Below are 24,128 nucleotides of genomic sequence, written 5' to 3'. Positions count from 1 at the left end.
CGCCGCAGCTTTGGCGGCAAGCCCGGTGCAGACCGTCCGGCAAGCGGCGGCAAGCCGTGGGAGAAGTCTGATCGTGCTCGCGGTCCGCGCACCGATGGCGAACAATCGGACCGTCCACGCCGCAGCTTTGGTGGCAAGCCGGCAGGCGCGCAGGGCACGCGAGACGGAGGGCGGAAGCCGTTTGGGAAACCCGCTGGAAAGCCCGGTTTCAAGGGCGCGGATCGTGGCGGGTCCGGTTTTTCCTCGGGTAGGCCCGGCGGAAAGCCGGGCGGGCGCCCGGGTGGCAAGCCGTCTGGCCCGAAGCGGTAAATTCGAAAGGCGGCGCCGTGGGGCGCCGCTTTCTTATTTCGTCAGGATCAGCTTGCCCGCACGCGTGATTCGAAGCTGATAGATCTGATCATCAAGAACGATCAGCGCCTGGTTGCCGCCCCGCGTCAGCTGGGTCGCATCGTGCTGTGGAATGCGCGCCAGAACGCTGGTGGCGGCGGACGAGAAATCGGCAGGGCGGGCAGCGGTCATGGTCAGCCTCTTGCGGTATCAGTTGCGATGACTGAAAAGCTGACAAATTTAATCGGAAAAGTCAAAGTAAAAGAGTCGGAAATTAAGTGGGGCGGTCCACGGCATGTGTCCGCCCCGGCCTGTTACGGCGTTATTCCGTATTAATGCAGGTGCTTAGCGTATCAGTCATCTGCTGCAGGACATCGCGATACAGCGTCGGGCCGGGCGACAGCCCAGCTCCCGCGGGATCAAGTTCGTCACCCATGCCGACATCGGACCCCTCGATCACGGTATCGATCAGCTTGGGATCATGACCGTATTCGGGAAAAGCGCAGCTTGCGCCCGATTCCGCGATCTGTGACCGAACCTCTGAAAGACGCGCGGCAGAAGGTGCGGTCGCGTCCCCCAGCGACACAGCGATGGCTGGCCGCAGCCCGAAATGCTCGGTGAAATAGCCATAGGCGTCATGGAAGACGACAAAGCTCTGGTCCTTCAGCGGCGTCAGCTGCTGCGCCATCTTCTGATCCAGCGCAACATATTCATGTGTGGCGGCCTCGGCATTGGCGGCATAGGTTGCGGCGTTATCCGGGTCCAGCTCGGACAGTTCGTCCGCGATCGCCGACAGCCACGGCGCGGCATTCGCCGGGTTTAGCCACGCATGGGGATCTGTGCCGTCGTGGTGATGGTCGTCACCATGTTCATGTGCGTGGTCATGGTCTTCGTGATCGTGATCATGCCCTTCGTGGTCATGTTCCTCATGATCGTGACCTTCGCCATGTTCGTGATGGCCATCCTCGGCATAGCTGCGCAATGTCACGTCATCTGCGTCCAGAAGTTTCAGTTGTGGCGCATTCGTGCCGCTGCTGCCGGCCGCCCGATCCAGCCACGGGGTCAGTTCAGGACCGAACCAGACCAGAAGCCCTGCCGATTGCAGCGCCTGCGCATCGGACGGGCGCATCTGGTAATGGTGAACGCTGGCACCTGAAGGCAGCAGGATATGCGGTTCCCCAAGATCGCCAAGAACCTGCGCAACCAGCGCGCCGGTAATTGCCGTGTCGGTGACGATCCGAGGGGGTGCGGCATAAGCAGGTGCCGCCAGTGCGGCGAGGATTGCAGACGAGAGAAGCAAGCGCATGAGAACCTCGGGGTTTGTTGCGGGGGCAAACATGTCTATGTAATATGGTAACAAGTCAACCGAATTGTTATAAAGTTACATGAATTGACACAAGAACACCCCTCGGATGCCGGCGCGCCCTTTGCGCCCCATGATCACGCATCGTGCCAGTCCCACGCACTGACCGCCGCCGAAACGCGCGTGGCGGCTCAGGGCGCGAGGCTGACCCCGGTCAGGCGTCGAACGCTGGAAATCCTGCTTGAGGCGCATCGCGCCATGGGCGCCTATGAGGTGCTTGATCGGCTTGCGGAAGAAGGCTTCGGGCGACAACCCCCCGTTGCCTATCGCGCGCTGGATTTTCTGGTCGAACATGGACTTGCCCATCGGCTTCAGCGCTTGAATGCCTTTGCCGCATGCCTGCATCCAAGTCAGGATCACGCGCCGGCCTTCCTGATCTGTCGTGTCTGCGAAAAACTTGCCGAACTGCCCGCCGCCCCGGTACGCGATGCGCTGACGGATGTTGCGCGCAACAGCGGCTTCACGGTCGAACGTGCGACGATCGAAGCTGTCGGGCTGTGCCCCGCCTGCGCCGCCGGAGATGCCGCGTGACCGCGCTGATCGAAGCGCGCAACCTGACGATCCATCGTCCCGGCAGTGCCGAAACCGTGCTGCAATCCGTCGATTTCCGAATCGATCCGGGCGAGATCGTGACGGTCGTCGGGCCGAACGGTTCGGGGAAATCTTCGCTTGTACGCGCGCTTCTGGGGCACATGCCCCTTGCCGCCGGACAGGTTTCGCGGCGGCCGGAACTGCGAATCGGGTATGTCCCGCAGCGCGTTCAGCTGGACACTGCGATCCCGATGACCGTCAGGCGATTCCTGTCATTGCCGCGCCGCATCTCTGACCACGAGGCGGCGGCAGTCTTGCAGCGCACCGGCGTGCCGGGCCTGCAGCGGCGGCAGTTGACGCAGCTGTCGGGCGGCCAGTTCCAGCGTGTGCTGCTGGCACGCGCATTGCTTCATGTGCCGGACCTGCTAGTTCTGGACGAACCGACGCAGGGACTTGATCAGCCCGGCATCGTCGCCTTCTACAAGCTGATCGAGGATCTGCGCGGCCAGACAGGCGCGGCGGTGCTGATGGTCAGTCACGATCTTCTTGTGGTGATGGGGGCGTCCGATCGGGTTGTGTGTCTGAACGGACATGTCTGCTGCGAAGGCACGCCCGCGCATGTCAGCGTCGATCCCGCATACCGCGCCCTCTTCGGTGCCGGGGCCGAGGGGACCCTGGCGCTGTATCGTCATCACCACGACCACGACCATGATCACGCAACAGTCCCGGATCAGGGCTGCGATCATGACCACCATCATCACCACGGCTGACGTGGCGGGGCAGGGACAATGCTAGACGACTTCTTCATTCGCGCCCTGCTGGCAGGTCTGGGCCTTGCCGTGGTCACCGGGCCGCTTGGCAGCTTCGTGGTGTGGCGCCGCATGGCCTATTTCGGGGATTCGACGGCACATGCCGCGATTCTGGGCGTGGCGCTGAGCCTGGCATTCGGCATGTCGATCTATGTCGGAACCGTCGCTGTGGCGCTGGCCATGGCGCTGCTGGTCTCGTCGCTGTCTTCGCGCGGCCAGTCGATGGACACGATCCTGGGCGTGCTGGCCCATTCGGCCCTGGCCATCGGTCTTGTCGCGATCAGCTTCGTGCCGTCGGCGCGGGCTGATCTTTCCAGCTATCTGTTCGGTGACATCCTTGCTGTCGGCCGGGGCGATCTGGCCCTGATCTGGACCGGGGGCGCGCTTGTTCTGGGCACACTGATCTGGCGTTGGCAGAGGCTGGTGACATCGACCCTGAACGACGAACTTGCGATGGCCGCCGGAATTGATCCGCGCATCGAAAGGCTGGTGTTGTCGGTCGCGCTGGCCGTCGTTGTGGCGCTGGCGATTCGGGTGGTCGGATCGTTGCTGATCTCGGCTCTGCTGATCGTTCCCGCAGCGGCGGCGCGCGGATTGGCGCCGACACCCGAGCGGATGGCCGCCAGCGCGACGGCAATCGCTGCGGCATCTGTGGCGGGCGGGTTGTGGGCAAGCCTGCGCCTCGACACGCCGGCCGGACCTTCGATCGTTGCTGCGGCGGCGGTTTTCTTTGTCCTGGGGCAGGTTTTTCGTCGCTTTTAGGGCAATTTTGTTACAGCCTTGCTTGGGTAACCAGCAGATCGGAACCCTGCACCGCGCGATGTGTTGGCCAATATGCAACAGTGCACATGGACCCGCGGGGGATTTGATTTAATGCTGCTTTTCAACCGTTCGGGATTGTGTAACTGTCGCATCGATGTTGCCGGAGACGGCAGCTTTCAACGAAACGGAGCATGATCATGACCAAATTCGCTACTTTCGCTGCCGCTCTCGGCCTGACCGCTACTTCCGCCCTGGCCGGTGGCTATGTTGCACCCGTCGTCGACGTTGAGCCCGTCGTCGTCGAAGAAGAGCCCGCAAGCTCGAACGCCGGCCTGGTTGTTCCCGCCCTGCTGCTGCTGGGTGTGATCGCCGCCGTCGCTTCGGACGACGACGACAGCTGATTTCGGAACGGATCGGTTTATCCGGTTCGTTTTGAAGGGGGCTGGCCTTCGGGTCAGCCCCCTTTTCGTTGTTGCGAGCCTGACTCGAGTGCCGATGCGTCCTTGCATCGCGTCGGTATCTCCAGCCGCACACACGAAAAAAACCGGCCCCTAGGGGCCGGTTCGATCAAACGCCGAATTCGCGTCCTGCGTGTCAGGGACGAAGCGTCTGGATGGTCACGTAGCCAAGCGTCGGGCCGATCCATTGCCGGGACACCGCGATCTGGCCGCCTTGTCCCATATAGCTGTTCTGGAAGCTGAGGCCGTGGCCCGTGCAGTCTTCCACCATGACACCGGGATTCGGCCCCGCGCCGACGCTGCAATCGAACTGCAGGGGCCGTTCCAGACCGTCGCCGCTGAAATACCGCATGACGCGCTTACCATTGCCGGATCGACCCGACCGGATCAGCGTTTCGGTCTGCGGTTCGGCCACCGAAAGATCGTGACCCAGACCGCGCGTGCCGATCAGCATGCCGTTGCGCAGGATCAGGGCTTCTTCGGCCGGTGTCATATAGGTGCGCATCGCCCCGTTCTGGCCGGTCATCGCCATGACTTGCGTGCGGCCCAGGGATTCGAAGCCCGCCTGGATCAGCGGCGCGGGATTGACCCGCAGCGCCTCGACGGCGGCCTCGGCAGGGGATTTCGGCGGAGCGGCGGGTGTTTCGTCACCGCGGCTTCCTCGCGATGCGACGACATCGCCGGCGACCGAGGCAAGGGCACCAAGCGGGCCCAGATCGCCTTCGTCGGCAGTACCGTTGCTGCAGGCGCCAAGGGTGGCAAGCGCTGCGACGAGCAGCGCGATCTTGCGTGCAGGTTTCATCGCCAGAACCTCCCCCAGCCTTGATACAGTTTGACCGACTGGCTGTCGCGGACGCGGTCGTAAAGACGGCCATTGACGTTCAACTGCGCGCCACCATCGCGCGACAGGGACCGCAGCGTGGTCTGTACGCGTTCGCGGGAAGGCTGGCCGGTGGCCCAGGCCAGCGGGATCGACAGGCTGATGCCCTTGTCAAAGCTGCCTTCGCCGAATTCCTCATCCGACAGATCGGTCTTGGTGGCATAGGCCCCGATCTGCCAGCCATTCGCGAATTCGCGGGTCAGACTGACGGTCGCGCCCTTGTCGCCGGCAAGATACTTGCCGACATCGACCTGGGCGGTGAAGCCCTGCGCGAACTCGTAATAGGCCGAAACGTGGCCCATCGTGACCTCGTAATCGCGGAAGCTGAACAGCTGATCAAAATCGCGTTTCCGCACGCGGTTGATTTCGGCACCGAATCCGAAGGGCGAGGCAGCGGGCTTCCACAGAACCTCGGCCGACACGCCGCCATAGGCGCGTTCCAGCAGACCGGCGGTAACGCGGGTATAGACGTTTTCGGTGGGCTTCGTGTACCAGGCCAGCGTCAGTTCCGGGATCACCGGATCATGGTTGCCGGTGTACATCCGCGTGTCCGACCGCACCCGTGGCACCCCTTCGGGCGTCGTTTCCAGGCTGGGATCGGCCAGGTATTCTTCGGGGGTATAATATTCGCGGTTCTGTCCCGGGATACCCGGTCCACGCTGGAAGACGTCGCCGAACACCCGCTGGCGCAGCGCGCCGGTCAACTCCAGCCCCGGCGAGATTTCGTAGGTTGCGCGTGCTTCGGCGCCGACTTCGTGGGTCAGCCCGTCCGCAGCGCTGAACACGCCCAGATCCAGATATGGCTTAATGGCCCAACGAAAGCGCGGATAGATGTCCTCGCTGCGCACCAGCCCGACAGGGCGCAATTCCGGATCGCTGATCGTCGAGGCGGCGGCGATCCGTCCGGCCTCGGTATTTTCCAGTCGCTCGACATCGGAACGCGACAGCGTGACCGACGAAGTCGGGATGCCATCGGCGGTCGAGGTGATCACAAACGTTTCGACCGAAGGCGGCAGCGCGCGGGTCATCAGGCGCGCGGTCCGTCCGATCGCCTCGGATTGATTGACATATCGCTGGTTGCGGATGCGGACCTCGGCCCGGCGCGACGACAGGGCCATCGATTCCAGGATCTGACCCTCATCGGCAAGCGCGTCGCCCAGGGCTTTCTGGATGGCGGGCTGGGCGGTCGGATCCTGTGACCAGCTGCCAGACCAGCCTTCGGGATCGGCGGCCGGGGATGGGCGCGGACGCACCGGTGCCGGCGCCTTTTCAAGTCCCGAAGGATAGGGTGCCTCGCGCGGGTTCAGCGCGACCGAGAACTGGGCGCCGAAGGTTTCGCCGCCGATCGTATAGACCCCGACCTCGTAGGCGCGGCCCAGGCGGTAATACGCGGCAAGGTTGATGTTGCTGTCAGGCTCGGTATCGCCCTGCCGATAGGTGCGCCCGTCGCTGTAGCTGGCCAGATAGTTGTCGTTCGAATATTCGGCGACAAGGCTCAGCTTGTCGTTGACCTGCCAGCTGATCGAGCCGAAGGGCTTCGCGCCGCCGGAAAACCAGTCGTCGACATTCGGTTTGCCGCCGGTGTCCTGCGTGTCGATGACGCGGTTCTTGCCGGCCAGTGTCCCCCAGCCAAGACCGGCCGAGGCGCGGATCGTCGGCGTGATGTTCTTGGTCGCGACGATGTACTCGCCCGAATAGACCCCGGTGCCCAGGAAATCGCGCAGACCGACCGCGACGGCCGGACGCCAGCCCTGTTCGTCGACGATCTGGTATTGCAGGTCGAAGGATCGGTCCGAGATATAGTCGTCGTCGCCGTCGGGGATACCCTCGATGCGCGAGTAACGCAGCACGGTGGTCAGGCCGGGCATTGCCTGGAAGGTCACGTTGGCCCGGCGTGCGAAATCGGAATAGGACAGCGTGCCACCCAGCGTGCCGTCGGGCAGGGTCTCGGCGGTGGGGGTGTCGATGCCGCCGGGCATCCCGAAGCTGGACATGTTGCGTGCCAGCATCGGGTCGGCGACCGCGGTCGATGTGGCCGACCCGACGACCAGGGCGGCCGGCAGGGTGGTGGCCAGAAGGCGTCTGATAAGCTGGGATCGGCGCATCATTGGTCCTCGTTCGGCAATTGCCGCGATCATAGCCGCGACGGCGGGACTTTGCAGCCCGCCGTCGCGATTTGGCCATCGGGGTGCGACATCTGCGCCGCAGGCACCGGCGCGATCACTCGTCGCCGGTTTCGGTGGGGCTGTCCTCGGTCGCGCCGGTTCCCGTGTCCGCAGCGTCCTGCGTCACGGTCGGTGGGGTCTGGGGCAGACGCATCGGCAGGTCTGGCACCGGGTTGGCATCCGGTGCCGCATCACTGCTTGTTCCGGTCGCGGGTGTCGCCGGTTCCGGCTGCGCCGACGTGTCATTTGCTGGCGGTGTCACACTGCCGGGCCCATCCGAGGCGGGTTCCGTCGAAGCGGGTTCCGGATCGGTTGGCTGCGAGGTGGCAGGCGCCGGGGTCGCGGGCGTCGAAGCGGCCGGACGTGTCGCCGGGGCCGGTTCGGCGGCGGTCGGTTTCGGTGCTGCGACGCGCTTGGGCTTGGGCTGGGCCGGTGCCGGTGCCTTGACCGCCGCGACGGCGGCGGCCAGTTCGGCCGATGCGGGTGCTGCGCAGCCGCGATTGGTCCGTCCCGAAACCTTCAGTTCCGCCGACATCGGGAATTTCTCGCCCGACATGCTGTCCTGACACTCGCGACCGCGCACCGTCAGCACGAAGGGCCGACCGTTCAGAACGCCGATATATTCGACGCCCTCGGCGAAGTTCAGGCGGCTGACGCGGACTGCGCGACCCTTCTGATTGTCGGGCGTCTTGTAGATCGCGGTGCCGCCCGCCGCATCGACGGCCCAGAAGGGCTCGTTGCCGCGCGCGCTGAACGCCGTGGTGTTGTAGGTCTTCGCTTCGGCCGTCGAGACGGCGCGCGCCCCGGCGCCGGTTTCGATCGGGGCTTCCAGCGGCGAGACGCCGGGTGGGCCCTTGTGGCCTTCGACCTGAGGTTGTTCGTCGGTGCCAAGCCCTGGCAAGCCCGTGCCTTCACAGGCGGCAAGCGACAAGGTCAGCATGGCGATGAGTGCGAGACGCGAGGACATCGGCGGCCTTTTGTATTTGGATCACTGTCGCACAAGCGTTAGCAATCGCGGCCTTCGGGGGCAAGCGTCGCGCAGTCCGGCTGGCGACAGGCCGCCTGATTGCCGATCAACAGTTCGGCACGTTCACGGCCAGACCGCCCAACGATGTTTCCTTGTATTTCTCGGACATGTCCCTGCCGGTCTGGCGCATCGTCTCGATCGCGGCATCCAGCGGCACGAAATGGGTGCCGTCACCACGCAGGGCGAGGCTGGCCGCGCTGACGGCCTTGATCGCGCCAAGTCCGTTTCTTTCGATGCAGGGCACCTGCACCAAGCCCTTCACCGGATCGCAGGTCATTCCCAGGTGATGCTCCAGCGCGATTTCGGCCGCGTTCTCGACCTGTCGGGGCGTCCCGCCCAGCACGGCGGCAAGCCCGGCGGCGGCCATCGCGGATGCGCTGCCCACCTCGGCCTGGCATCCGCATTCGGCCCCCGAGATCGAGGCGTTGTGCTTGATCAGACCGCCGACCGCCGCGGCCGTCAGCAGGAAATCCGGCAGATCGCGTTCGGTCGCGCCCGGTACATGGTCCAGCCAGTACCGGATCACCGCCGGCACGGTGCCCGCCGCGCCGTTGGTGGGCGCGGTCACGACCTGCCCCCCGGCGGCGTTCTCTTCGTTCACGGCCATCGCATAGGTGGACATCCAGTCGTTGATGACGTGGGGCGCGGTCAGGTTCATGCCGCGCTCGGCCATCAGTTTTTCGTGGATGGCACGCGCACGGCGGCGGACATTCAGGCCGCCCGGCAGGGTGCCCGACGCCTCCAGCCCGCGGTCCATGCAGTCGCGCATCACTTGCCAGATTCGCTGCAGGCCGTCTCGGACCTCGGAATCGCTGCGGAAGACCAGCTCGTTCGCGCGTTTCATCTGGGCAATGGATTTGCCCGATTTTTCGGCCATCGCCAGCATCTCTTCGGCGCTGGCGAAGGGATAGGGAACCTTCGGGGTTGCGTCGCTGCGATCCTCGTCGCCCTTGCGCGCCAGTTCATCCTCGGTCAGCACGAAGCCGCCGCCGACAGAATAATAGACCTGATGGAAGATCACGTCGCCCTGTGCGTCCGTCGCCGAAAGCGTCATGCCGTTGGCGTGGCCGGGAAGGGCGTGATCATAGTCAAAGCGCAGATCGGCGTCCGGATCGAAGTGCAGCTGGCCCAGCCCGTCGGGCGTCAGGACGCAGCTTTCGCGGTTTGCGGCAAGCGCGGCCTCGGCCTTATCGGCGTCCATCGTGGCCGGCACGAACCCCGCCAGTCCAAGGATGGTGGCGCGGTCGGTCGCATGCCCCTTGCCGGTAAAGGCAAGGCTGCCATGCAGGCTGGCCTTCAGCCCGTGGGCGCGGAACGGTTGCTGGCGCAGCGCATCCAGAAACCGCGCCCCGGCGACCATCGGCCCCATGGTATGGGACGACGACGGACCGACACCCACCTTGAACAGATCGAAGACCGACAGGAACATGATACACCCTTGCAAGTTTACCGGTATCTAATCAGGTGGCGGCCTTGGACGCCATGACGGATGCGACGCCTGCACGGGATGGTTGCGACATTCGCCACGCCGGGCGCTGCCTGAAAAAATTGCAATATGCCTTATTATTGTGCATCTGCATTGGGGCGGCGCAGGCGAGTTCGCGACGCCGCGGCACGGTCCTTGCGGTGACAGCCCGGCAAGGTGAAGGAACAGGATATGAGATTGCCCGAACCGATCATGATAGGCGACACGAAGCTGGGGCCGCCGGTTTTCCTTGCGCCGATGGCCGGGATCACCGACCTGCCGTTTCGGCGCGCAGTGGCCCGGCACGGCGCCGGTCTGATGGTCAGCGAAATGGTCGCCTCTAGCGAAATGGTGACGCCACGGCCGTCGGGGCGCGCATCGGCGCGTGTTCGGGCACTGACGGAAGGCGGCCTGCCGGTCAGCGTGCAGATCGCTGGCCGAGAAGCCGCAGCGATGGCCGAAACCGCCCGGATTGTCGAGGCGATGGGTGCCTGCATTATCGACATCAACATGGGCTGCCCCGCCAAGAAGGTGACCGGGGGTCTGTCGGGGGCGGCGCTGATGCGGGATCTGGATCACGCGCTGGGGTTGATCGATGCGGTGGTGGCGGCGGTCAGCGTTCCGGTGACGCTGAAGATGCGGTTGGGATGGGACGACACCTGCCTGAATGCCACGGATCTGTCGCGGCGCGCGCGCGATTCCGGGGTCAGGATGCTGACCGTGCATGGACGCACGCGCGCGCAGTTCTACAAGGGGCGGGCCGATTGGGACCGGATCGCGGATGTGGCCAACATACCCGATCGCCCGCCGCTGGTTGCGAATGGTGATGTGGTTGATGCGGCGTCTGCGCGATCGGCCCTGGCACGGTCCGGCGCCGATGCCGTCATGGTCGGGCGCGGGGCACAGGGCGCGCCCTGGCAACTGGCGCGGATCGCGCATGATCTGTGGGGAACGCCGGCGCCGGTCGTCCCGCAGGGCGATGCGTTGGCCGATGCCGTGGAAGAACATTATCAGGACATGCTGGATTTCTATGGACCTGAACTGGGGCTGCGCGTCGCGCGGAAGCATCTTGGCTGGTATGCCGAAGCCAGCGCGGCCCCCTTGCGGGCCGAGATGTTGCGGGCCGACAGCCCCGCGGCGACGGTCGCGTTGATCCGCCGTGCATTTGCGGATGCCAGGGGTATCGCCGCATGACCTGTGCCCGTCCGGCAGATTTTCGCGAGGCTTGCCCTGGGCCGGGTTGGGATTGCCTGCCGCTTCCTGCGCTGGTTCTTGACGACAAGGGGCGGGTGGCGGCGATGAATGACGCCGCGGAGATCTGGCTGAACATCTCGCGCAATTCGACCATCGGCAAAACCCTTGAGGGCGAAGCGATGACCAAGCGGTTGCGCGTCCGTCCCTCGTTGCGTCCGCTGATCGGCCGGGTGACGCGGTCGGACGAGGCGCTGTATCAGGCGGATGTTCTTTTCGAGATCGGCGACCGCGCCGGCGGTCATCAGGCCCGAAGGGCGGCGGTCCATGCGGGACCATCCGGGGGAGGCGGAGGCGCCGTTTCGATCCTGCTGGTGCCGCTTGACGATGCCGGGCTGCAATATCAAAGCCGGGCGGTTCGAACCGCTGCGCGCAGCGCCATCGGCATGGCCGAAATGCTGGCCCACGAGATCAAGAACCCGCTGGCCGGGATTCGCGGCGCCGCCCAGATCATGGGCATGAACGCGTCGGCCGAGGATCGCGAGATGGCCGAGATGATCGTCAGCGAAACCCGGCGCATCGTGACCTTGCTGGAACAGGTCGAACGGTTCGGCGATACATCCTCGCCCAAGCTGTCGCCGGTGAACATCCATGACGTGCTGGAAAAGGTCCGTAGGTCCGCCACGGTCGGCTTCGCGCAGGGAATTTCGATGACTGCGGACTATGATCCCTCGATGCCGCCGGCGCTGGCGGATGCGGATCAGCTGACCCAGGTGTGCCTGAACCTGGTCAAGAACGCCGCCGAGGCGCTGACCGATTCGGCAGATCCGTCGATCCGGCTTCACAGCTACTATGACCACACGTTGCGCCTGCCGCCTGACGAGGATGATCCGACCGGACGCCCGCTGCCGCTGCAGATCGTGATCGAAGACAACGGCCCGGGCCTGCCCGCCGCCATCGCCGACCAGATCTTCGAACCTTTCGTGTCGGGCCGTGAGAATGGCACCGGGCTTGGTCTGGCGCTGGTCAGCAAGATCATCACCGATCACGGCGCCTTGATCCGGGTCGATTCTCGGCCCGGCCGAACCCGATTTCGCATTTCGCTGCCAAAGGCATAAGGATCCTCGCCATGGACGGAACCGTTCTGATCGCCGACGACGACCGCACCATCCGCACGGTCCTGACGCAGGCGCTGACCCGCGCGGGCTGTCGGGTCCATGCAACGGGTAGCCTCGCGCAACTGGCAAAATGGGTCGAGGAAGGGCGCGGTGATCTGGTCATCACCGACGTGATGATGCCTGACGGGAACGGTATCGACCGGATCCCGGCCATTCACGAGGCGCGTCCCGACCTGCCGGTGATCGTGATATCGGCCCAGAACACCATCGTCACCGCGATCCGCGCGACCGAGGCCGATGCCTTCGAATACCTGCCCAAGCCCTTCGATCTGCCGGATCTGATGTCCAAGGCCGGGCAAGCCTTGTCACGACGACCGCGCAGGTCCGACACGTCGCCGGAAATGACCGCCTCGGCGCCGCGCGAAAGCGCCGACCCCGCCATGCCCCTGATCGGTCACGCGCCCGCGATGCAGGCCCTGTTTCGCATGGTCGCGCGGGTCTTGAACGCGGATCTTCCGGTCCTGATCGCAGGCGAGGCGGGCGTCGGAAAGACGATCATCGCCCGATCCTTCCATGATTTGTCAGATCGGCGCGACCGCGGAATCGCGGTGCTGACCTCGGCCGACGTGGGAGAGGGGTCGATCGGTCGCGCGGCGGAAAAGGCCCGCGGCGGAACGATCGTGATCGAGAACCCGGCGGGCTTCGATCAGGCCGCGCAGGCGCGGCTGATCGGTTTGATCGAGGCGCTGGAATCCGGACCCGAACGGGCCGCCGCGCCGCGCATCGTCGCAACAACCGGACCTGATCCACAGGCCGATGTGGCCGCCGGTCGTCTGCGTTCGGATCTGTATTACCGGCTGGCGGGGGTGACCATCACGGTGCCGCCCTTGCGGGCCCGCGTCGATGACATCCTGCCGCTGGCCGATCATCTTCTGGCGCGCGCGGCAGCGCAGGGCCTGCCCGAACGCAGCCTGTCCGATGATGCCGCGGCGATGCTGCGATCGCATGCGTTTCCGGGTAACGTACGAGAGCTTGAAAACATGATGCGACGGCTGGCCCTGACCGCAAGCGGTCCTGCGGTGTCGGCGACCGAGATGTCAGAGGCGCTGAGCCAGCAGACCTCGCCGCGGATGCCCATGATGACGGGTGATTCAGGGCCGGTCGAACAGCCATCTGCGATGTCAGCCGCAACGCCGATGCCTGGTGGCAATTCCAGGTTGTCGGATTCGGTCGAGGCGCATCTGCAGCGATATTTCGACCTGCATGGCGATGCCTTGCCGCCGCCAGGCCTGTATGACCGTATCCTGCGCGAGGTCGAGAGGCCGTTGCTGCAGGTGGCGCTGGATGCGACCGGCGGAAATCAGCTTCGTTGCGCCGATCTGCTGGGAATAAACCGCAATACGCTGCGAAAGAAGCTGACCGAGCTGAATATCGAGGTGACACGGCGCCGCAAACTGATGTAAAACCGCCACAGGTGCAGTCGCCGGGCAACGGTGCTGTAACAGTGAAAGCCGCGACAGACGGCGAGTGGGGGTTATGGCAGAGTCCGGATCAGGGCTGAGCTGGGACAGGCTGGCAAGGATCAAATTGCCGCGCCGATGGCGTGGCATCCTGGCGTGGGGCGCTTTGCTGATCGGAGCGGCATTGGCTGCGGTCACGGTGACCGTGCTTGGGCCGTTCAGCCATGGCGTTGCAAGCCGTGTGCTGCGCCTGATCTTGCTTCTGGACCTTCTGTATCTGATCTGCCTGATCGGGTTGGTGGTCGCGCGGATGGCGCGTCTGATCGCGGCGCGACGTGTCTCGGCAGCAGGATCGCGATTGCATTCAAGGCTGGTCGCCGTGTTCGTCGGCCTTGCCTTGGTGCCGACGGTTCTGGTGGCGCTGTTCGCCGGACTTCTGGTCAATATCGGCCTTGAAGGCTGGTTCTCGGGTCGTGTGCAGCAGGTTGTGACCACATCACAGGCCGCAGCCGAGGCGTATCAGGACGAGCATCGCCAGGATCTGACCGAGGATGCGCGGGCATTGGCCGGGGTGCTGATCCAGGCGGGGCGCGCCAACCCGATGATCGACGATGGCGAAATGCGGCAGTTGCTGGCGCAGGGACAGTCGCTGATCCAGCGCGGCCTGCGCGAAGCCTATATCATCAACGGCTCTGGAGAGATCCGGGCGCGTGGCGAACGCAGCTATCTGTTCTGGTACGAGGCGCCGACCAGCGAACAGCTGGACACGGCACAAGCCGACGGTCTGGCCTTGGTCGAGGACTGGCAGAACAATGAATTCCGCGCGCTGGTCGCGCTGCCGCCACTGGCCGACCGATATTTGTACGTCACCAGAGATGTTGACGGTAACCTTTTGGGATTGCTCGATGATACCCGCGCGACCGTGGGCGATTACAGGCAACTGGAAGAGACGCGCGGACAGGTTCTGTTCGAATTCTCGTTGGTCTATTTGGGCTTCGCATTGCTGTTGGTGGCGGCGGCGGTCTGGCTGGGGCTGTGGTTTGCAAGCCGCCTGTCGCGACCGATCGGGGCGCTGGCCCTGGCCAGCGAACAGGTCGGCCGCGGCGATCTGGATGTGCAGGTGCCCGAACCCGATACCGGCGACGAGATCCAGACGCTTGGCGAAAGCTTCAACCGCATGACCCGCCAACTCAAGGCGCAGCGCGAGGAACTGATCGAAAGCTATCGCGCCAGCGACGAACAGCGCCGACTGTTCGACAACGTGCTGACGTCGGTCACATCTGGCGTGATCGGTCTGGATGCGGCGGGCGAGATCGATTTCGTCAACCGCTCGGCGACCCGTCTGCTGGGGCTGGACCCGCAGCGCGATATCGATGCGCTGTTGTCCGAAGCGGTTCCCGAATTCGCGCCGTTGTTCGGGAAACTGTCTGCCTCGGTCGTCGAGGCGATTCAGGACGAGGTTCGCCTGGCTCGAGAGGGGCGTGTCGAAAGCCTGCTTGTCAGGATGGCCGTGCGGCGCGGCACGGATGGCGGGCTTGAGGGGTATGTGGTGGCGTTCGACGATGTCACCGAACTGGTCAGCGCACAGCGCATGGCCGCGTGGGGCGACGTCGCCCGGCGCGTCGCCCACGAGATCAAGAACCCGCTGACCCCGATCCAGCTTTCGGCGGAACGGCTACGGCGCAAGTTTGGTCCACTGGCCAGCGCGGACGAGAAGGCGTCGCTGGATCAGTATGTCGATGTCATCATCCGTCAGACCGGCGATCTGCGACGAATCGTGGACGAATTCAGCCGGTTCGCGCGGATGCCCGAACCCGACCGGGCGGAAACCGATCTGGCCGCGCTGCTGCGCGAGACGGTATTGCTGCAACAGGATGCTCTTGGTGGCGCGCTGCACACGGAAATTCCCGATCAGCCCGTGGTCGTTGATTGCGACGCCGGCATGTTGCGCCAGGCCTTCACCAATCTTCTGAAGAACGCGGGCGAGGCAATCGAGGAACGTGCCGCCGCCGGCGCGTCCGATGGCTGGGTCCCGCGCATCGATGTGACGATGCAGACCGAACATGACGCCGTGGCCATCCGCATCGTCGATAACGGCCCCGGACTGCCTGCAGATCGTTCGCGGCTGTTCGAACCTTATGTGACACTGAAATCGCAGGGCACCGGCCTTGGCCTGCCGATCGTGAAGAAGATCGTCGAAGAGCATGGCGGCAGCCTTGCCCTGACGGACGCGCCCGGACGGGATGGCGCGATGGCCGAAATACGTCTGCCGCGGGAACGGCATCCCGTGCGCGGGGCGCAACGCAAGCCGAGGCAAGAAAAAGACGAGGCGGGACTGATATGAGTGACATTCTGATCGTCGACGACGAACGGGATATCCGCGAACTGATCGCCGATATTCTGAAGGACGAGGGTTTCGAGACGCGACTGGCCGCGAATTCGGACGAGGCGGTCGACGCGCTGAACAGCGCCGAACCGGCGCTGATGGTGCTGGACATCTGGCTGAAGGACAGCCGGATGGATGGGATCGACATCCTCAAGCAAGTCAAGCGAAACAATCCCGACGTGCCGGTCATCATCATCTCGGGACACGGAAACATCGAGATCGCGGTCGCTGCGATCAAGCAGGGCGCGTACGACTTTATCGAGAAGCCGTTCAATATCGACCAGCTGATGGTCGTGGTGAACCGGGCGATGGAAACCAGCCGCCTGCGTCGCGAGAACAGCACCCTGCGCCGCGGCGGCGAACGCCTGGCCGAGATGCTGGGACAGTCTGCTGCCTTCAAGCGGCTGCGCGACAATCTGGACAAGGTCGCCAAGTCGAACGGACGGGTTATGCTGACCGGCGAACCCGGCGCCGGCAAGGAACTGGCCGCGCGCTATGTCCATGCTCACAGCCCGCGGGCCAACGCTGCCTTTGTCACCGTGCCCTGCGCCAGCATCGAGCCCGAGCGAATGGAAGAGGTGCTGTTCGGCCGCGAGACGCCAGAGCGTGGCATCGAGCCCGGACTGCTGGAACAGGCGCATGGCGGCGTCATCTATTTCGACGAGGTCGGCGACATGCCGCTTGGCACCCAGCCGAAGATCCTTCGCGTCCTGACGGAACAGCAGTTCTCACGGGCGGGCGGTTCGGACAAGGTGCGCGTGGATCTTCGGGTGATTTCTTCGACCAATCGCGACCTGATGGCTGAAATCGCAGCCGGACGCTTTCGGCAGGAACTGTACGACCGGCTGAACGTGGTGCCCGTCGCCGTGCCGTCGCTGGCCGACCGGCGCGACGACATCGCGCTGCTGGCGCGGCATTTCATCGAACATTTCAACAGGATGCAGGGTCTTCCGGCGCGCGACTTGCCCGAGGATACGGTCGCGGCGCTGCAATCGATGCGCTGGCCGGGCAATATCCGGCAGTTGCGCAACGTGATCGAACGCGTGCTGATCCTGGCCGAGGAAAGCGGGCCGATCCAGCCGGCCGAGCTTGAACCGCAGGGTGCAACGCCCGACAACAGCGACGCACTGAGCCTTGGACCCCAGATCACCGCGATGGCGCTACGCGAGGCGCGCGAGATGTTCGAGCGTGAATACCTGCTGGCTCAGATCAATCGCTTCGGCGGCAATATCAGCCGAACCGCCCAGTTCGTCGGAATGGAACGCAGCGCACTGCACCGCAAGCTGAAATCGCTTGGAGTCGTGGGCGGGATGCGCGGCGAAGAGGAACTGATTGCCGGAAAGTGACATGCGGCGACGTCGCGCAGCCATCGGATGCCAACTAGACAACGAAAAGGTGGTCGGCGATGCACTGCCAATCAGCATCGCCGACCACGACCAGGTCAGGGTGACTGGCGACGGCGTTCGGGGGAACAAACTTCATGCTGCAAATGTCACGCCGCGCGAGCAGACGAAACCGCGGGCGGACGGTGCACGCATTCTCCATCTCCGTTCTTGTCATCTGGCCTGGTTGCTGTGACGGCGACTTCCGCATCGCCTGAGCGATACATGGCCAGGGCATTTGCGCAGCCGCGCCGCCGAACGAAGGGGCAGGAAATCAGCATTCCGCAAACCGCCTCACTGATTGCCGCCTTGGTAAGGTTTACCTTACGTTAATTATTAATGCGTCGGCCTCCATGTTGCAAGCATCAGCGTAAGACGTTGCAGTTTCGTGGCGCCTGGGTTGGGCGTCTCGCACTTCAGGAACGGGCGAAGGTGTTGCGCGTTCTGGGCAAGCGTCATAGGCAAAGCACAGGGCGGTGCGCCGCGTCGGGACGAGGACTGGGATGAAGATCATCATCTGCGGAGCAGGGCAGGTCGGCTGGCAGATCGCGCGGCATCTGTCGGGCGAACGCAACGACGTCACCGTGATCGACAACAACAGCGAACTGATCCGACGGGCCACCGACGCGCTGGACGTGCAGGGAGTCACCGGGTTCGCAAGTCATCCCGACATTCTGGATCAGGCGGGCGCGCGCGATGCCGACCTGATCATCGCCGCCACCCATTCGGACGAGGTGAACATGGTCACCTGCCAGGTGGCGCATTCGGTGTTCCAGGTGCCGCGAAAGATCGCCCGGCTGCGCAGCAGTGCCTATCTGGATGCGATCTATTCTGATCTTTACCGCACCGACCACTTGCCCATCGACGTGGTGATCAGCCCCGAGCGCGAGGTCGCCAAGGCCGCGTTGCAGCGCCTGTCCGCGCCCTCGACCTTTGACGTCGAGACGTTTCTTGGCGGCAAGATCCAGCTGCTGGGGATCGTGCTTGAACCGGATTGCCCGGCCCTGAACACCCCGTTGCGGCAGTTGAACGAGATATTTTCAAGCCTGCGCGCTATCGTCGCCGGTGTTCGCCGCGACCGGCGGCTGTTCGCGCCCGAGGCGGGCGACCAGCTGTTCGCGGGCGATCAGGTCTATATCTTCACCCATATCGAGGACGTGAACCGGACGCTGGAAATCTTTGGCAAGCCGCCGCAAAAGCAGGAACGGGTCGTCATCATCGGGGCCGGGAATGTCGGGCTTGCCGTTGCCCGCGCGCTTGAGGCGCGTCCCGACCGGATCCGCGCGAAACTGATCGAACATGGCCGCGCCCGTGCGGAATATGCAGCCGACCGGCTGGAACGAACCATCGTGCTGAACGGGGACGGGCTGTCGGCCGAACTGCTGGAAGAGGCAGCGGTGCCGACGGCCGATGCCGTGCTGGCTGTCACCGATGACGACAAGACCAATATTCTTGCCGCCGTGCGCGCCAAGCAGGCCGGGGCAAGGATGGTCATTTCGTTGATCAACGATCCGACGCTGGTTCCCCTGATGGGGGCGCTGGACATCGACGCCTATATCAACCCCCGTGCCACGACGGTATCGACCATTCTGCGCCATATCCGTCACGGCCGCGTGCGCGACATCTATTCCATCGGCGATGCCGAGGCCGAGGTCATGGAGGCGCAGGTTCTGTCGACATCACCGATGTCGGGACGCGCCATCCGCGACATCGAATTTCCCGAAGGCGTGCTGATCGGTGCGGTGCAGAAGGGCGACCGGATCGTGAAGCCGTCATCGGACACACGTATCGAAGAGGGCGACATCGTTCTGATCTTTGCGCTGACCGCAGACGTGCCGGAGGTCGAGCGCCTTCTGCAGGTCTCGATCGATTTTTTCTGAGCCGGGCCGGTGTCGCCGCTGCTGCGCCAACCGCTGCTGATCCAGCTGACCGTCGTTTCGGCCATGGCGATGCTTGTGCCGGCCGCCTATGCGTCGGTTGTGAACGAGGACGCGATCGCGCGGAATTTCTTCTACTCGGCGCTTCTGGCTTTGATCCTGTCGGGGCTGATCGGGCTTGCGACCATCGCCAATCCGCAGCCCGCGCGCGCCCGCAACACGCTGCTCAGCATGCTGGCGTCGATGGTGGTGCTGCCCCTGATCCTCGCAGTTCCCTTCGCCGAGAGCCTTCCCGACACAGGTTTCTTCAATGCGTGGTGGGAGATGGTGTCGTCGCTGACGACGACTGGCGCGTCGCTGTATTCGGCCGATCTGCTGCCGTTGCCGCTGCATCTGTGGCGGGCGATGGTAGGCTGGATGGGCGGATTCTTCATGCTGGTCGCGGCTGTCGCCGTCCTTGCGCCGTTGCGCGTCGGGGGCTTCGAGATCATGTCCTCGCCCTACGGTCGCAGCGAACATTTTGAAAGCCTGCCGGAATCCGCGGATCCGCGCGATACGCAGTCGCATCTGTCGTCGCCCGAGTTTCGCACCGCTTTGAATGATCCGGCCTATCGCCTGTGGCGCAGCGCGCAGACCGTGCTTCCTGTCTATGGCGGTCTGACCCTGCTGATGTGGCTGCTGCTGCTTTTGTTGGGGGATGGCTCCCTTGTGGCGCTGTGTCGGGCGATGGGCACGTTGGCGACCAGCGGTATCTCGCCCGTCATCGGTCCTGCGGGTGAAAGCTCGGGTATCGCCGGGGAGGTCGTCGTTTTCATCTTCCTGATCCCCGCGCTGTCGCGTCGTTTCTGGCCTGGCGGCAGCGAGTTGCGCGCGACCAGACGGCTGGCGGATGATCCCGAACTGAAAATGGCGGCCGGGCTGGTCGCTTTGGTGACACTGCTCCTGTTTCTGCGGCATTTTCTGGGCGCGATCGACACCGGCAATGCCGCGATTTCCGCGCCGCTGATGCCCGCTGACCTGCGCAACGCGCTTTCCGCCTTCTGGGGCGGGTTATTCAACGCGCTAAGCTATCTGACCACGACGGGCTGGAATTCGGTTGACTGGCAGGGCGCGCGGGCATGGTCGGGGCTGACATCGCCGGGTCTGATCCTTGCCGGGCTGGCCATGATGGGGGGCGGTGTGGCGACGACGGCGGGTGGCGTCAAGTTGCTGCGGGTCTATGCGCTGGCCCGTCATGGCGAGCGCGAGATGGAGCGGATCATCCATCCCAGCTCGGTCGCCGGCGGCGGACGGGTGGCTCGGCGGTTGCGACGCGAGGGCGCCTATCTGGCGTTCATCTTCTTCATGCTGTTCGCCAGTTCCATCGCCGTCACGGTCGCGCTGGTATCCATCCAGCAGATCGAGTTCGAAACCGCGACGATTCTTTCCATCGCTGCGCTGACCAATACCGGCCCGTTGGCCGGCGCGATTCCGTTGACCCCGGCCTTTGACGGATCAGCCGGTATTGCGTCGGCACCTTGGGAAGGCTGGTCGGGTCTGCCGTCCCTGACGAAGATCATTCTGGCCGGCGCGATGGTCGTCGGCCGACTAGAGACGTTGGCGATCCTGGCCCTGTTTTCGCCAGAGTTCTGGCGCCGCTGACCGGTCGGCGTGGCGGACCGCCCGAACCGGATCGTGCAGATTGACTTTTGCTAGTGTTCGCATCGTCTTGCATGACCCCGATGTGTCGCATAGATGTCTGAAAGATCAGGCCGCACAAAAACGGGAATATACAAATGGCTGGTGACAAGCAGAACCTGCAGGACGCGTTCCTGAACCATGTCCGCAAGGCCAAGGTTCCGGTGACGATCTTTCTGATAAATGGCGTCAAGTTGCAGGGTGTCATCACCTGGTTCGACAATTTCTGCGTGCTGTTGCGCCGCGACGGCCAATCGCAGCTGGTCTACAAGCACGCGATCAGCACGATTATGCCCGGCCAGCCCATTTCGCTTTACGAAGGCGAGGACTGATTGGCCGAACCCACCTCGACCGAGGCAAGGCCGACCCGCGCCTATGTGATCCATCCCGATCTTGGGCACGCGCGCACCCAGCGACGCGATCCCGAACACGCGCTTGCCGAAGCCGTGGCGCTGGCCCATGCGCTGCCGGGTATCGAGATCGTGGGCGAAGAAGTCGCAAGGCTGCGCGAACCCAATCCCGGTACTCTGTTCGGCAAGGGCAAGCTTGCCGAAATCAGTGACAGGCTGGCATCGGTCGAGGCCGAACTTGTGCTGGTCGACGGACCCGTGACGCCCGTTCAGCAGCGCAATCTGGAAAAGGACTGGGACGTCAAGCTGCTGGACCGGACCGGATTGATCCTCGAGATCTTCGCCGACCGTGCGCGAACGCGTGAAGGCGTGCTGCAGGTCGAAATGGCGGCGCTGTCCTATCAGCGCACGCGTCTTGTGCGCGCCTGGACCCACCTTGAACGGCAGCGCGGCGGACTGGGGTTTGTCGGCGGTCCGGGCGAGACGCAGATCGAGGCCGACCGCCGCGCGATCGACGAACAAATGACGCGCCTGCGCCGTCAACTGGAGCGCGTAGTCAAGACCCGCACGCTGCATCGCGCCGCGCGGGCCAAGGTGCCCTATCCGATCGTCGCTTTGGTCGGTTATACGAACGCCGGGAAATCGACGCTGTTCAACCGCATGACCGGGGCCGAGGTGATGGCCAAGGACATGCTGTTTGCGACGCTTGATCCGACGATGCGGGCGATTCGTCTGCCGGATGCCGGTGGCGGTGCGTCAGGGCGCAAGATCATCCTGTCCGATACCGTCGGCTTTATCAGCGATCTGCCGCCCGAACTGGTCGCGGCGTTTCGTGCCACGCTGGAAGAGGTTCTGGAAGCCGATCTGATCCTGCATGTGCGCGACATCAGCCACCCAGAGACCGAGGAGCAGGCCGAAGATGTGGCCGAAATTCTGGAAAGCCTTGGGGTTGATGAGGATGTCGAACTGATCGAGGTGTGGAACAAGATCGACGCGCTGTCAGACGACACGCGCGCCGCGCTGCGCCGCACCGATTCGCGGACCGAAGGTGTGCAATCGGTCAGCGCATTGACCGGCGAAGGGCTGGACGATCTGATCGTTGCGATCGACACGCATCTGTCTCGCGCGTTGGACGAGCCGCGCACCGAAGCGACGGTGCGGCTTGCCTTCAGCGACGGTCGCAGGCGCGCATGGCTGCACGAGGCTGGCGTGGTTGAACGCGAAGAAGCCGTCGAGGATGGGCTGGTTCTGCATTTGCGCTGGACCGCGCGCCAGCGGGCCGGCTTCGAGGCGCTGGACAGCCCCGAGGAATAGCTGCCAGTCTGTGACGGGCCGGTTGCGGGTCCTCGCAAAAACGGAAAACCAGGACAGGTGGATGTGCAATGGACTGGAATGCGCGGTTCGAAGGCAAGGCATTTCACTATGGGCGATCCCCGGCCGCGTTCGTCCGTGATCACATGGTCGGATTGGGGCAGGGGGCGTGCGTCCTGACCATCGCCGAGGGCGAGGGTCGCAACGCGGTTTGGCTGGCCCGGCAGGGATATCATGTCACCGCCATCGAGCCGACCGAGTCCGGGCGTGCAAAGGCCCTGGATCTGGCTGCCCGCCACGACGTCAAGCTGGACTGGCGGTCCGAATCGCTGGATGGGTTTGATTGGCCCGACGGCAGCTTCGACGCTGCGCTTGGCTGTTTCTTCCAATTCGCTGCACCGGGCTTCAGGTCCCGGATTCTGGCCGGGTTGGGCAGATCGGTTCGATCCGGCGGACAGGTGTTCCTGCACGGCTTCAGTATTCGGCAGATGGCAAATTCATCGGGCGGGCCGAAGATCGAGGAGCAGCTATGGACAGTTCCCCTGATCCTTGCCGCCTATCCAGGCTGGCAGGTGATCCGCGCGCAGGAGTATGACGCGGTCCTGGACGAAGGGCCGGGACATTCCGGCCCCGCCGCGCTGGTCGATGTGATTGTCAGAAAGCCGGATTAGACCGGCATTTCATGCGCCCATGGCGGGTTTGCACCCGGCCGCGATACGGTGACCGCGGCGGCTTGCGCGCCAAGCGTCAGGGCGGTGCGGATCTGGTCGGCCGTGATGGCGGCCAATCCGGCCTTCGACAACGTGCCCTGACGGCGCAGACTGGCAAGAACCCCGGCATTGAACGTGTCGCCCGCACCGATCGTGTCGGCGACCGTGGTGCGGATCGCCGGCGCGACGACGGTTTCGCCTGCCCAATGTGCGCGCGCACCCGCGGCACCGCCTGTTTGCAGCACCATACTTGGCCCCAGATCCAGAACCTTGCGGGCCGCATCCTCATGGGCAAGATCGGGATACAGCCATTCCAGATCGTCCGCGGACAGTTTGACGATGTCGGTCAGCGGCAAAAGCCGATCCAGCCGGGCCCGAAAACCGTCCGCGTCGGTAATGAAGAACGGCCGGATATTGGGGTCGATCATCACCGGCAGGTTTTCGTGGTGCCGCGCTGCAAGCGCCTCAATCGCGGCGCCGCAAGGGTCGGGAACAAGGCTGATCCCGCCGATGAATAGCGCCTCGATATCGGCGGGCAGCTGGGGCAGGTCTTCGGGCGACAGCATCCGACCGGCCGAACCTTCGTCATAAAACGAATAGCGCGCGTCACCATTGCTGAGTGTGACCACAGCCAAGGTCGTCAACCGGTTGGACCGGGGACACAGCGTCGTATCCACGCCGGCCTCGGTCAGCGGATCCAGCAGCATGTCACCGAACGCGTCACGACTGATGGGCCAAAGATAAGCGGTGGGTTCGCCAAGGCGCCCCAGCGCAACGGTGGTATTATAGACCGCGCCGCCTGCCAGCGGCCGGAAAGTGCCGTTCTCGGGCACCATGTCGATCAGCGATTCGCCCGCGCACAGGATCATCTTTCCCCCT

21 protein-coding genes are annotated in these 24,128 nt (G+C 64.3%); 14 read left to right on the top strand and 7 right to left on the bottom strand.

The features are described from left to right. Positions 1 to 342 precede the first annotated feature (342 nt). Together hemP and MU516_RS07665 are read right to left on the bottom strand one after the other, a co-directional pair. Positions 343 to 519 (bottom strand): hemin uptake protein HemP, encoded by a 177-nt coding sequence (hemP, locus tag MU516_RS07670; RefSeq protein ID WP_209055989.1) that lies wholly within the window; start codon positions 517 to 519, stop codon positions 343 to 345. A gap of 130 nt (positions 520 to 649) precedes the next feature. Further along, positions 650 to 1,633, bottom strand: a complete 984-nt coding sequence (locus MU516_RS07665; protein ID WP_260276619.1) for a zinc ABC transporter substrate-binding protein — start codon at positions 1,631 to 1,633, stop codon at positions 650 to 652. An 84-nt stretch (positions 1,634 to 1,717) separates the two neighbouring features. Here MU516_RS07665 and MU516_RS07660 point away from each other — a divergent pair, with 84 nt between their 5' ends. From MU516_RS07660 to MU516_RS07645, 4 genes are all read left to right on the top strand, one after another. Then, the gene (locus tag MU516_RS07660; protein WP_260276618.1) at positions 1,718 to 2,221 is read left to right on the top strand and encodes a Fur family transcriptional regulator; all 504 of its coding nucleotides are present in this window, start codon (positions 1,718 to 1,720) and stop codon (positions 2,219 to 2,221) included. Beyond that, positions 2,218 to 2,991, top strand: coding sequence for a metal ABC transporter ATP-binding protein (locus tag MU516_RS07655; RefSeq protein ID WP_425606821.1), 774 nt, complete (start codon positions 2,218 to 2,220; stop codon positions 2,989 to 2,991). The genes MU516_RS07660 and MU516_RS07655 overlap by 4 nt, the downstream gene beginning before the upstream one ends. A gap of 18 nt (positions 2,992 to 3,009) precedes the next feature. Further along, a complete protein-coding gene (locus tag MU516_RS07650; protein WP_260276617.1) occupies positions 3,010 to 3,792 on the top strand; it encodes a metal ABC transporter permease in 783 nt (260 codons plus the stop codon). Positions 3,793 to 3,989: 197 nt separating this feature from the next. Continuing rightward, positions 3,990 to 4,193: a hypothetical protein gene (locus MU516_RS07645; protein ID WP_425606820.1), complete on the top strand. Its 204-nt coding sequence runs from the start codon at positions 3,990 to 3,992 to the stop codon at positions 4,191 to 4,193. A 193-nt stretch (positions 4,194 to 4,386) separates the two neighbouring features. On the opposite strand, the gene MU516_RS07640 is transcribed toward MU516_RS07645, so the two are convergent. From MU516_RS07640 to MU516_RS07625, 4 genes are all read right to left on the bottom strand, one after another. After that, on the bottom strand, positions 4,387 to 5,052 hold the full coding sequence (locus MU516_RS07640) for a YjbF family lipoprotein (protein WP_260276616.1): 666 nt from the start codon (positions 5,050 to 5,052) through the stop codon (positions 4,387 to 4,389). Then, the gene (locus MU516_RS07635) at positions 5,049 to 7,235 is read right to left on the bottom strand and encodes a YjbH domain-containing protein (RefSeq protein ID WP_260276615.1); all 2,187 of its coding nucleotides are present in this window, start codon (positions 7,233 to 7,235) and stop codon (positions 5,049 to 5,051) included. Before MU516_RS07635 ends, MU516_RS07640 begins: the two co-directional genes overlap by 4 nt. 115 nt (positions 7,236 to 7,350) lie before the next feature. Further along, positions 7,351 to 8,262: a COG3650 family protein gene (locus MU516_RS07630; protein ID WP_260276614.1), complete on the bottom strand. Its 912-nt coding sequence runs from the start codon at positions 8,260 to 8,262 to the stop codon at positions 7,351 to 7,353. Between the two features lie 106 nt (positions 8,263 to 8,368). After that, on the bottom strand, positions 8,369 to 9,751 hold the full coding sequence (locus tag MU516_RS07625; RefSeq protein ID WP_260276613.1) for an L-serine ammonia-lyase: 1,383 nt from the start codon (positions 9,749 to 9,751) through the stop codon (positions 8,369 to 8,371). Between the two features lie 228 nt (positions 9,752 to 9,979). On the opposite strand from MU516_RS07625, the gene dusB reads away from it, so the two are divergent. The 10 genes from dusB to MU516_RS07575 all read left to right on the top strand — a co-directional run bounded on the left by dusB (position 9,980) and on the right by MU516_RS07575 (position 23,210). Then, complete coding sequence (gene dusB, locus MU516_RS07620; protein WP_260276612.1) at positions 9,980 to 10,981, top strand: tRNA dihydrouridine synthase DusB; 1,002 nt, start codon at positions 9,980 to 9,982, stop codon at positions 10,979 to 10,981. Further along, a complete protein-coding gene (locus MU516_RS07615) occupies positions 10,978 to 12,096 on the top strand; it encodes a two-component system sensor histidine kinase NtrB (RefSeq protein WP_260276611.1) in 1,119 nt (372 codons plus the stop codon). The genes dusB and MU516_RS07615 overlap by 4 nt, the downstream gene beginning before the upstream one ends. A gap of 11 nt (positions 12,097 to 12,107) precedes the next feature. Continuing rightward, positions 12,108 to 13,559, top strand: a complete 1,452-nt coding sequence (locus MU516_RS07610; protein ID WP_260276610.1) for a response regulator — start codon at positions 12,108 to 12,110, stop codon at positions 13,557 to 13,559. A 124-nt stretch (positions 13,560 to 13,683) separates the two neighbouring features. Further along, entirely contained in the window at positions 13,684 to 15,900 is a 2,217-nt protein-coding gene (locus MU516_RS07605; RefSeq protein ID WP_425606819.1) for a sensor histidine kinase NtrY-like, read from the top strand. After that, positions 15,897 to 17,288: a nitrogen assimilation response regulator NtrX gene (gene ntrX / locus MU516_RS07600; protein WP_260276608.1), complete on the top strand. Its 1,392-nt coding sequence runs from the start codon at positions 15,897 to 15,899 to the stop codon at positions 17,286 to 17,288. The genes MU516_RS07605 and ntrX overlap by 4 nt, the downstream gene beginning before the upstream one ends. 539 nt (positions 17,289 to 17,827) lie before the next feature. Beyond that, a complete protein-coding gene (gene trkA, locus MU516_RS07595) occupies positions 17,828 to 19,204 on the top strand; it encodes a Trk system potassium transporter TrkA (protein ID WP_260276607.1) in 1,377 nt (458 codons plus the stop codon). Between the two features lie 9 nt (positions 19,205 to 19,213). After that, complete coding sequence (locus MU516_RS07590; RefSeq protein WP_260276606.1) at positions 19,214 to 20,842, top strand: potassium transporter TrkG; 1,629 nt, start codon at positions 19,214 to 19,216, stop codon at positions 20,840 to 20,842. A 134-nt stretch (positions 20,843 to 20,976) separates the two neighbouring features. Continuing rightward, entirely contained in the window at positions 20,977 to 21,210 is a 234-nt protein-coding gene (gene hfq, locus MU516_RS07585; RefSeq protein WP_020949330.1) for an RNA chaperone Hfq, read from the top strand. Next, complete coding sequence (hflX, locus tag MU516_RS07580; RefSeq protein WP_260276604.1) at positions 21,211 to 22,542, top strand: GTPase HflX; 1,332 nt, start codon at positions 21,211 to 21,213, stop codon at positions 22,540 to 22,542. Positions 22,543 to 22,610: 68 nt separating this feature from the next. Next, positions 22,611 to 23,210: a class I SAM-dependent methyltransferase gene (locus MU516_RS07575; protein ID WP_260276603.1), complete on the top strand. Its 600-nt coding sequence runs from the start codon at positions 22,611 to 22,613 to the stop codon at positions 23,208 to 23,210. Here the strand turns inward: MU516_RS07575 and MU516_RS07570 are convergent. Continuing rightward, a complete protein-coding gene (locus MU516_RS07570; protein WP_260276602.1) occupies positions 23,207 to 24,118 on the bottom strand; it encodes a carbohydrate kinase family protein in 912 nt (303 codons plus the stop codon). The two genes, MU516_RS07575 and MU516_RS07570, sit on opposite strands and share 4 nt — an antisense overlap. Positions 24,119 to 24,128: the final 10 nt, after the last annotated feature.

The organism is Paracoccus maritimus, assembly GCF_025195095.1.
GTDB lineage: Bacteria > Pseudomonadota > Alphaproteobacteria > Rhodobacterales > Rhodobacteraceae > Paracoccus > Paracoccus maritimus.
The sequence above is the reverse complement of the archived record's forward strand: the minus strand, read 5'-3'. Positions and strand labels throughout refer to the sequence as shown.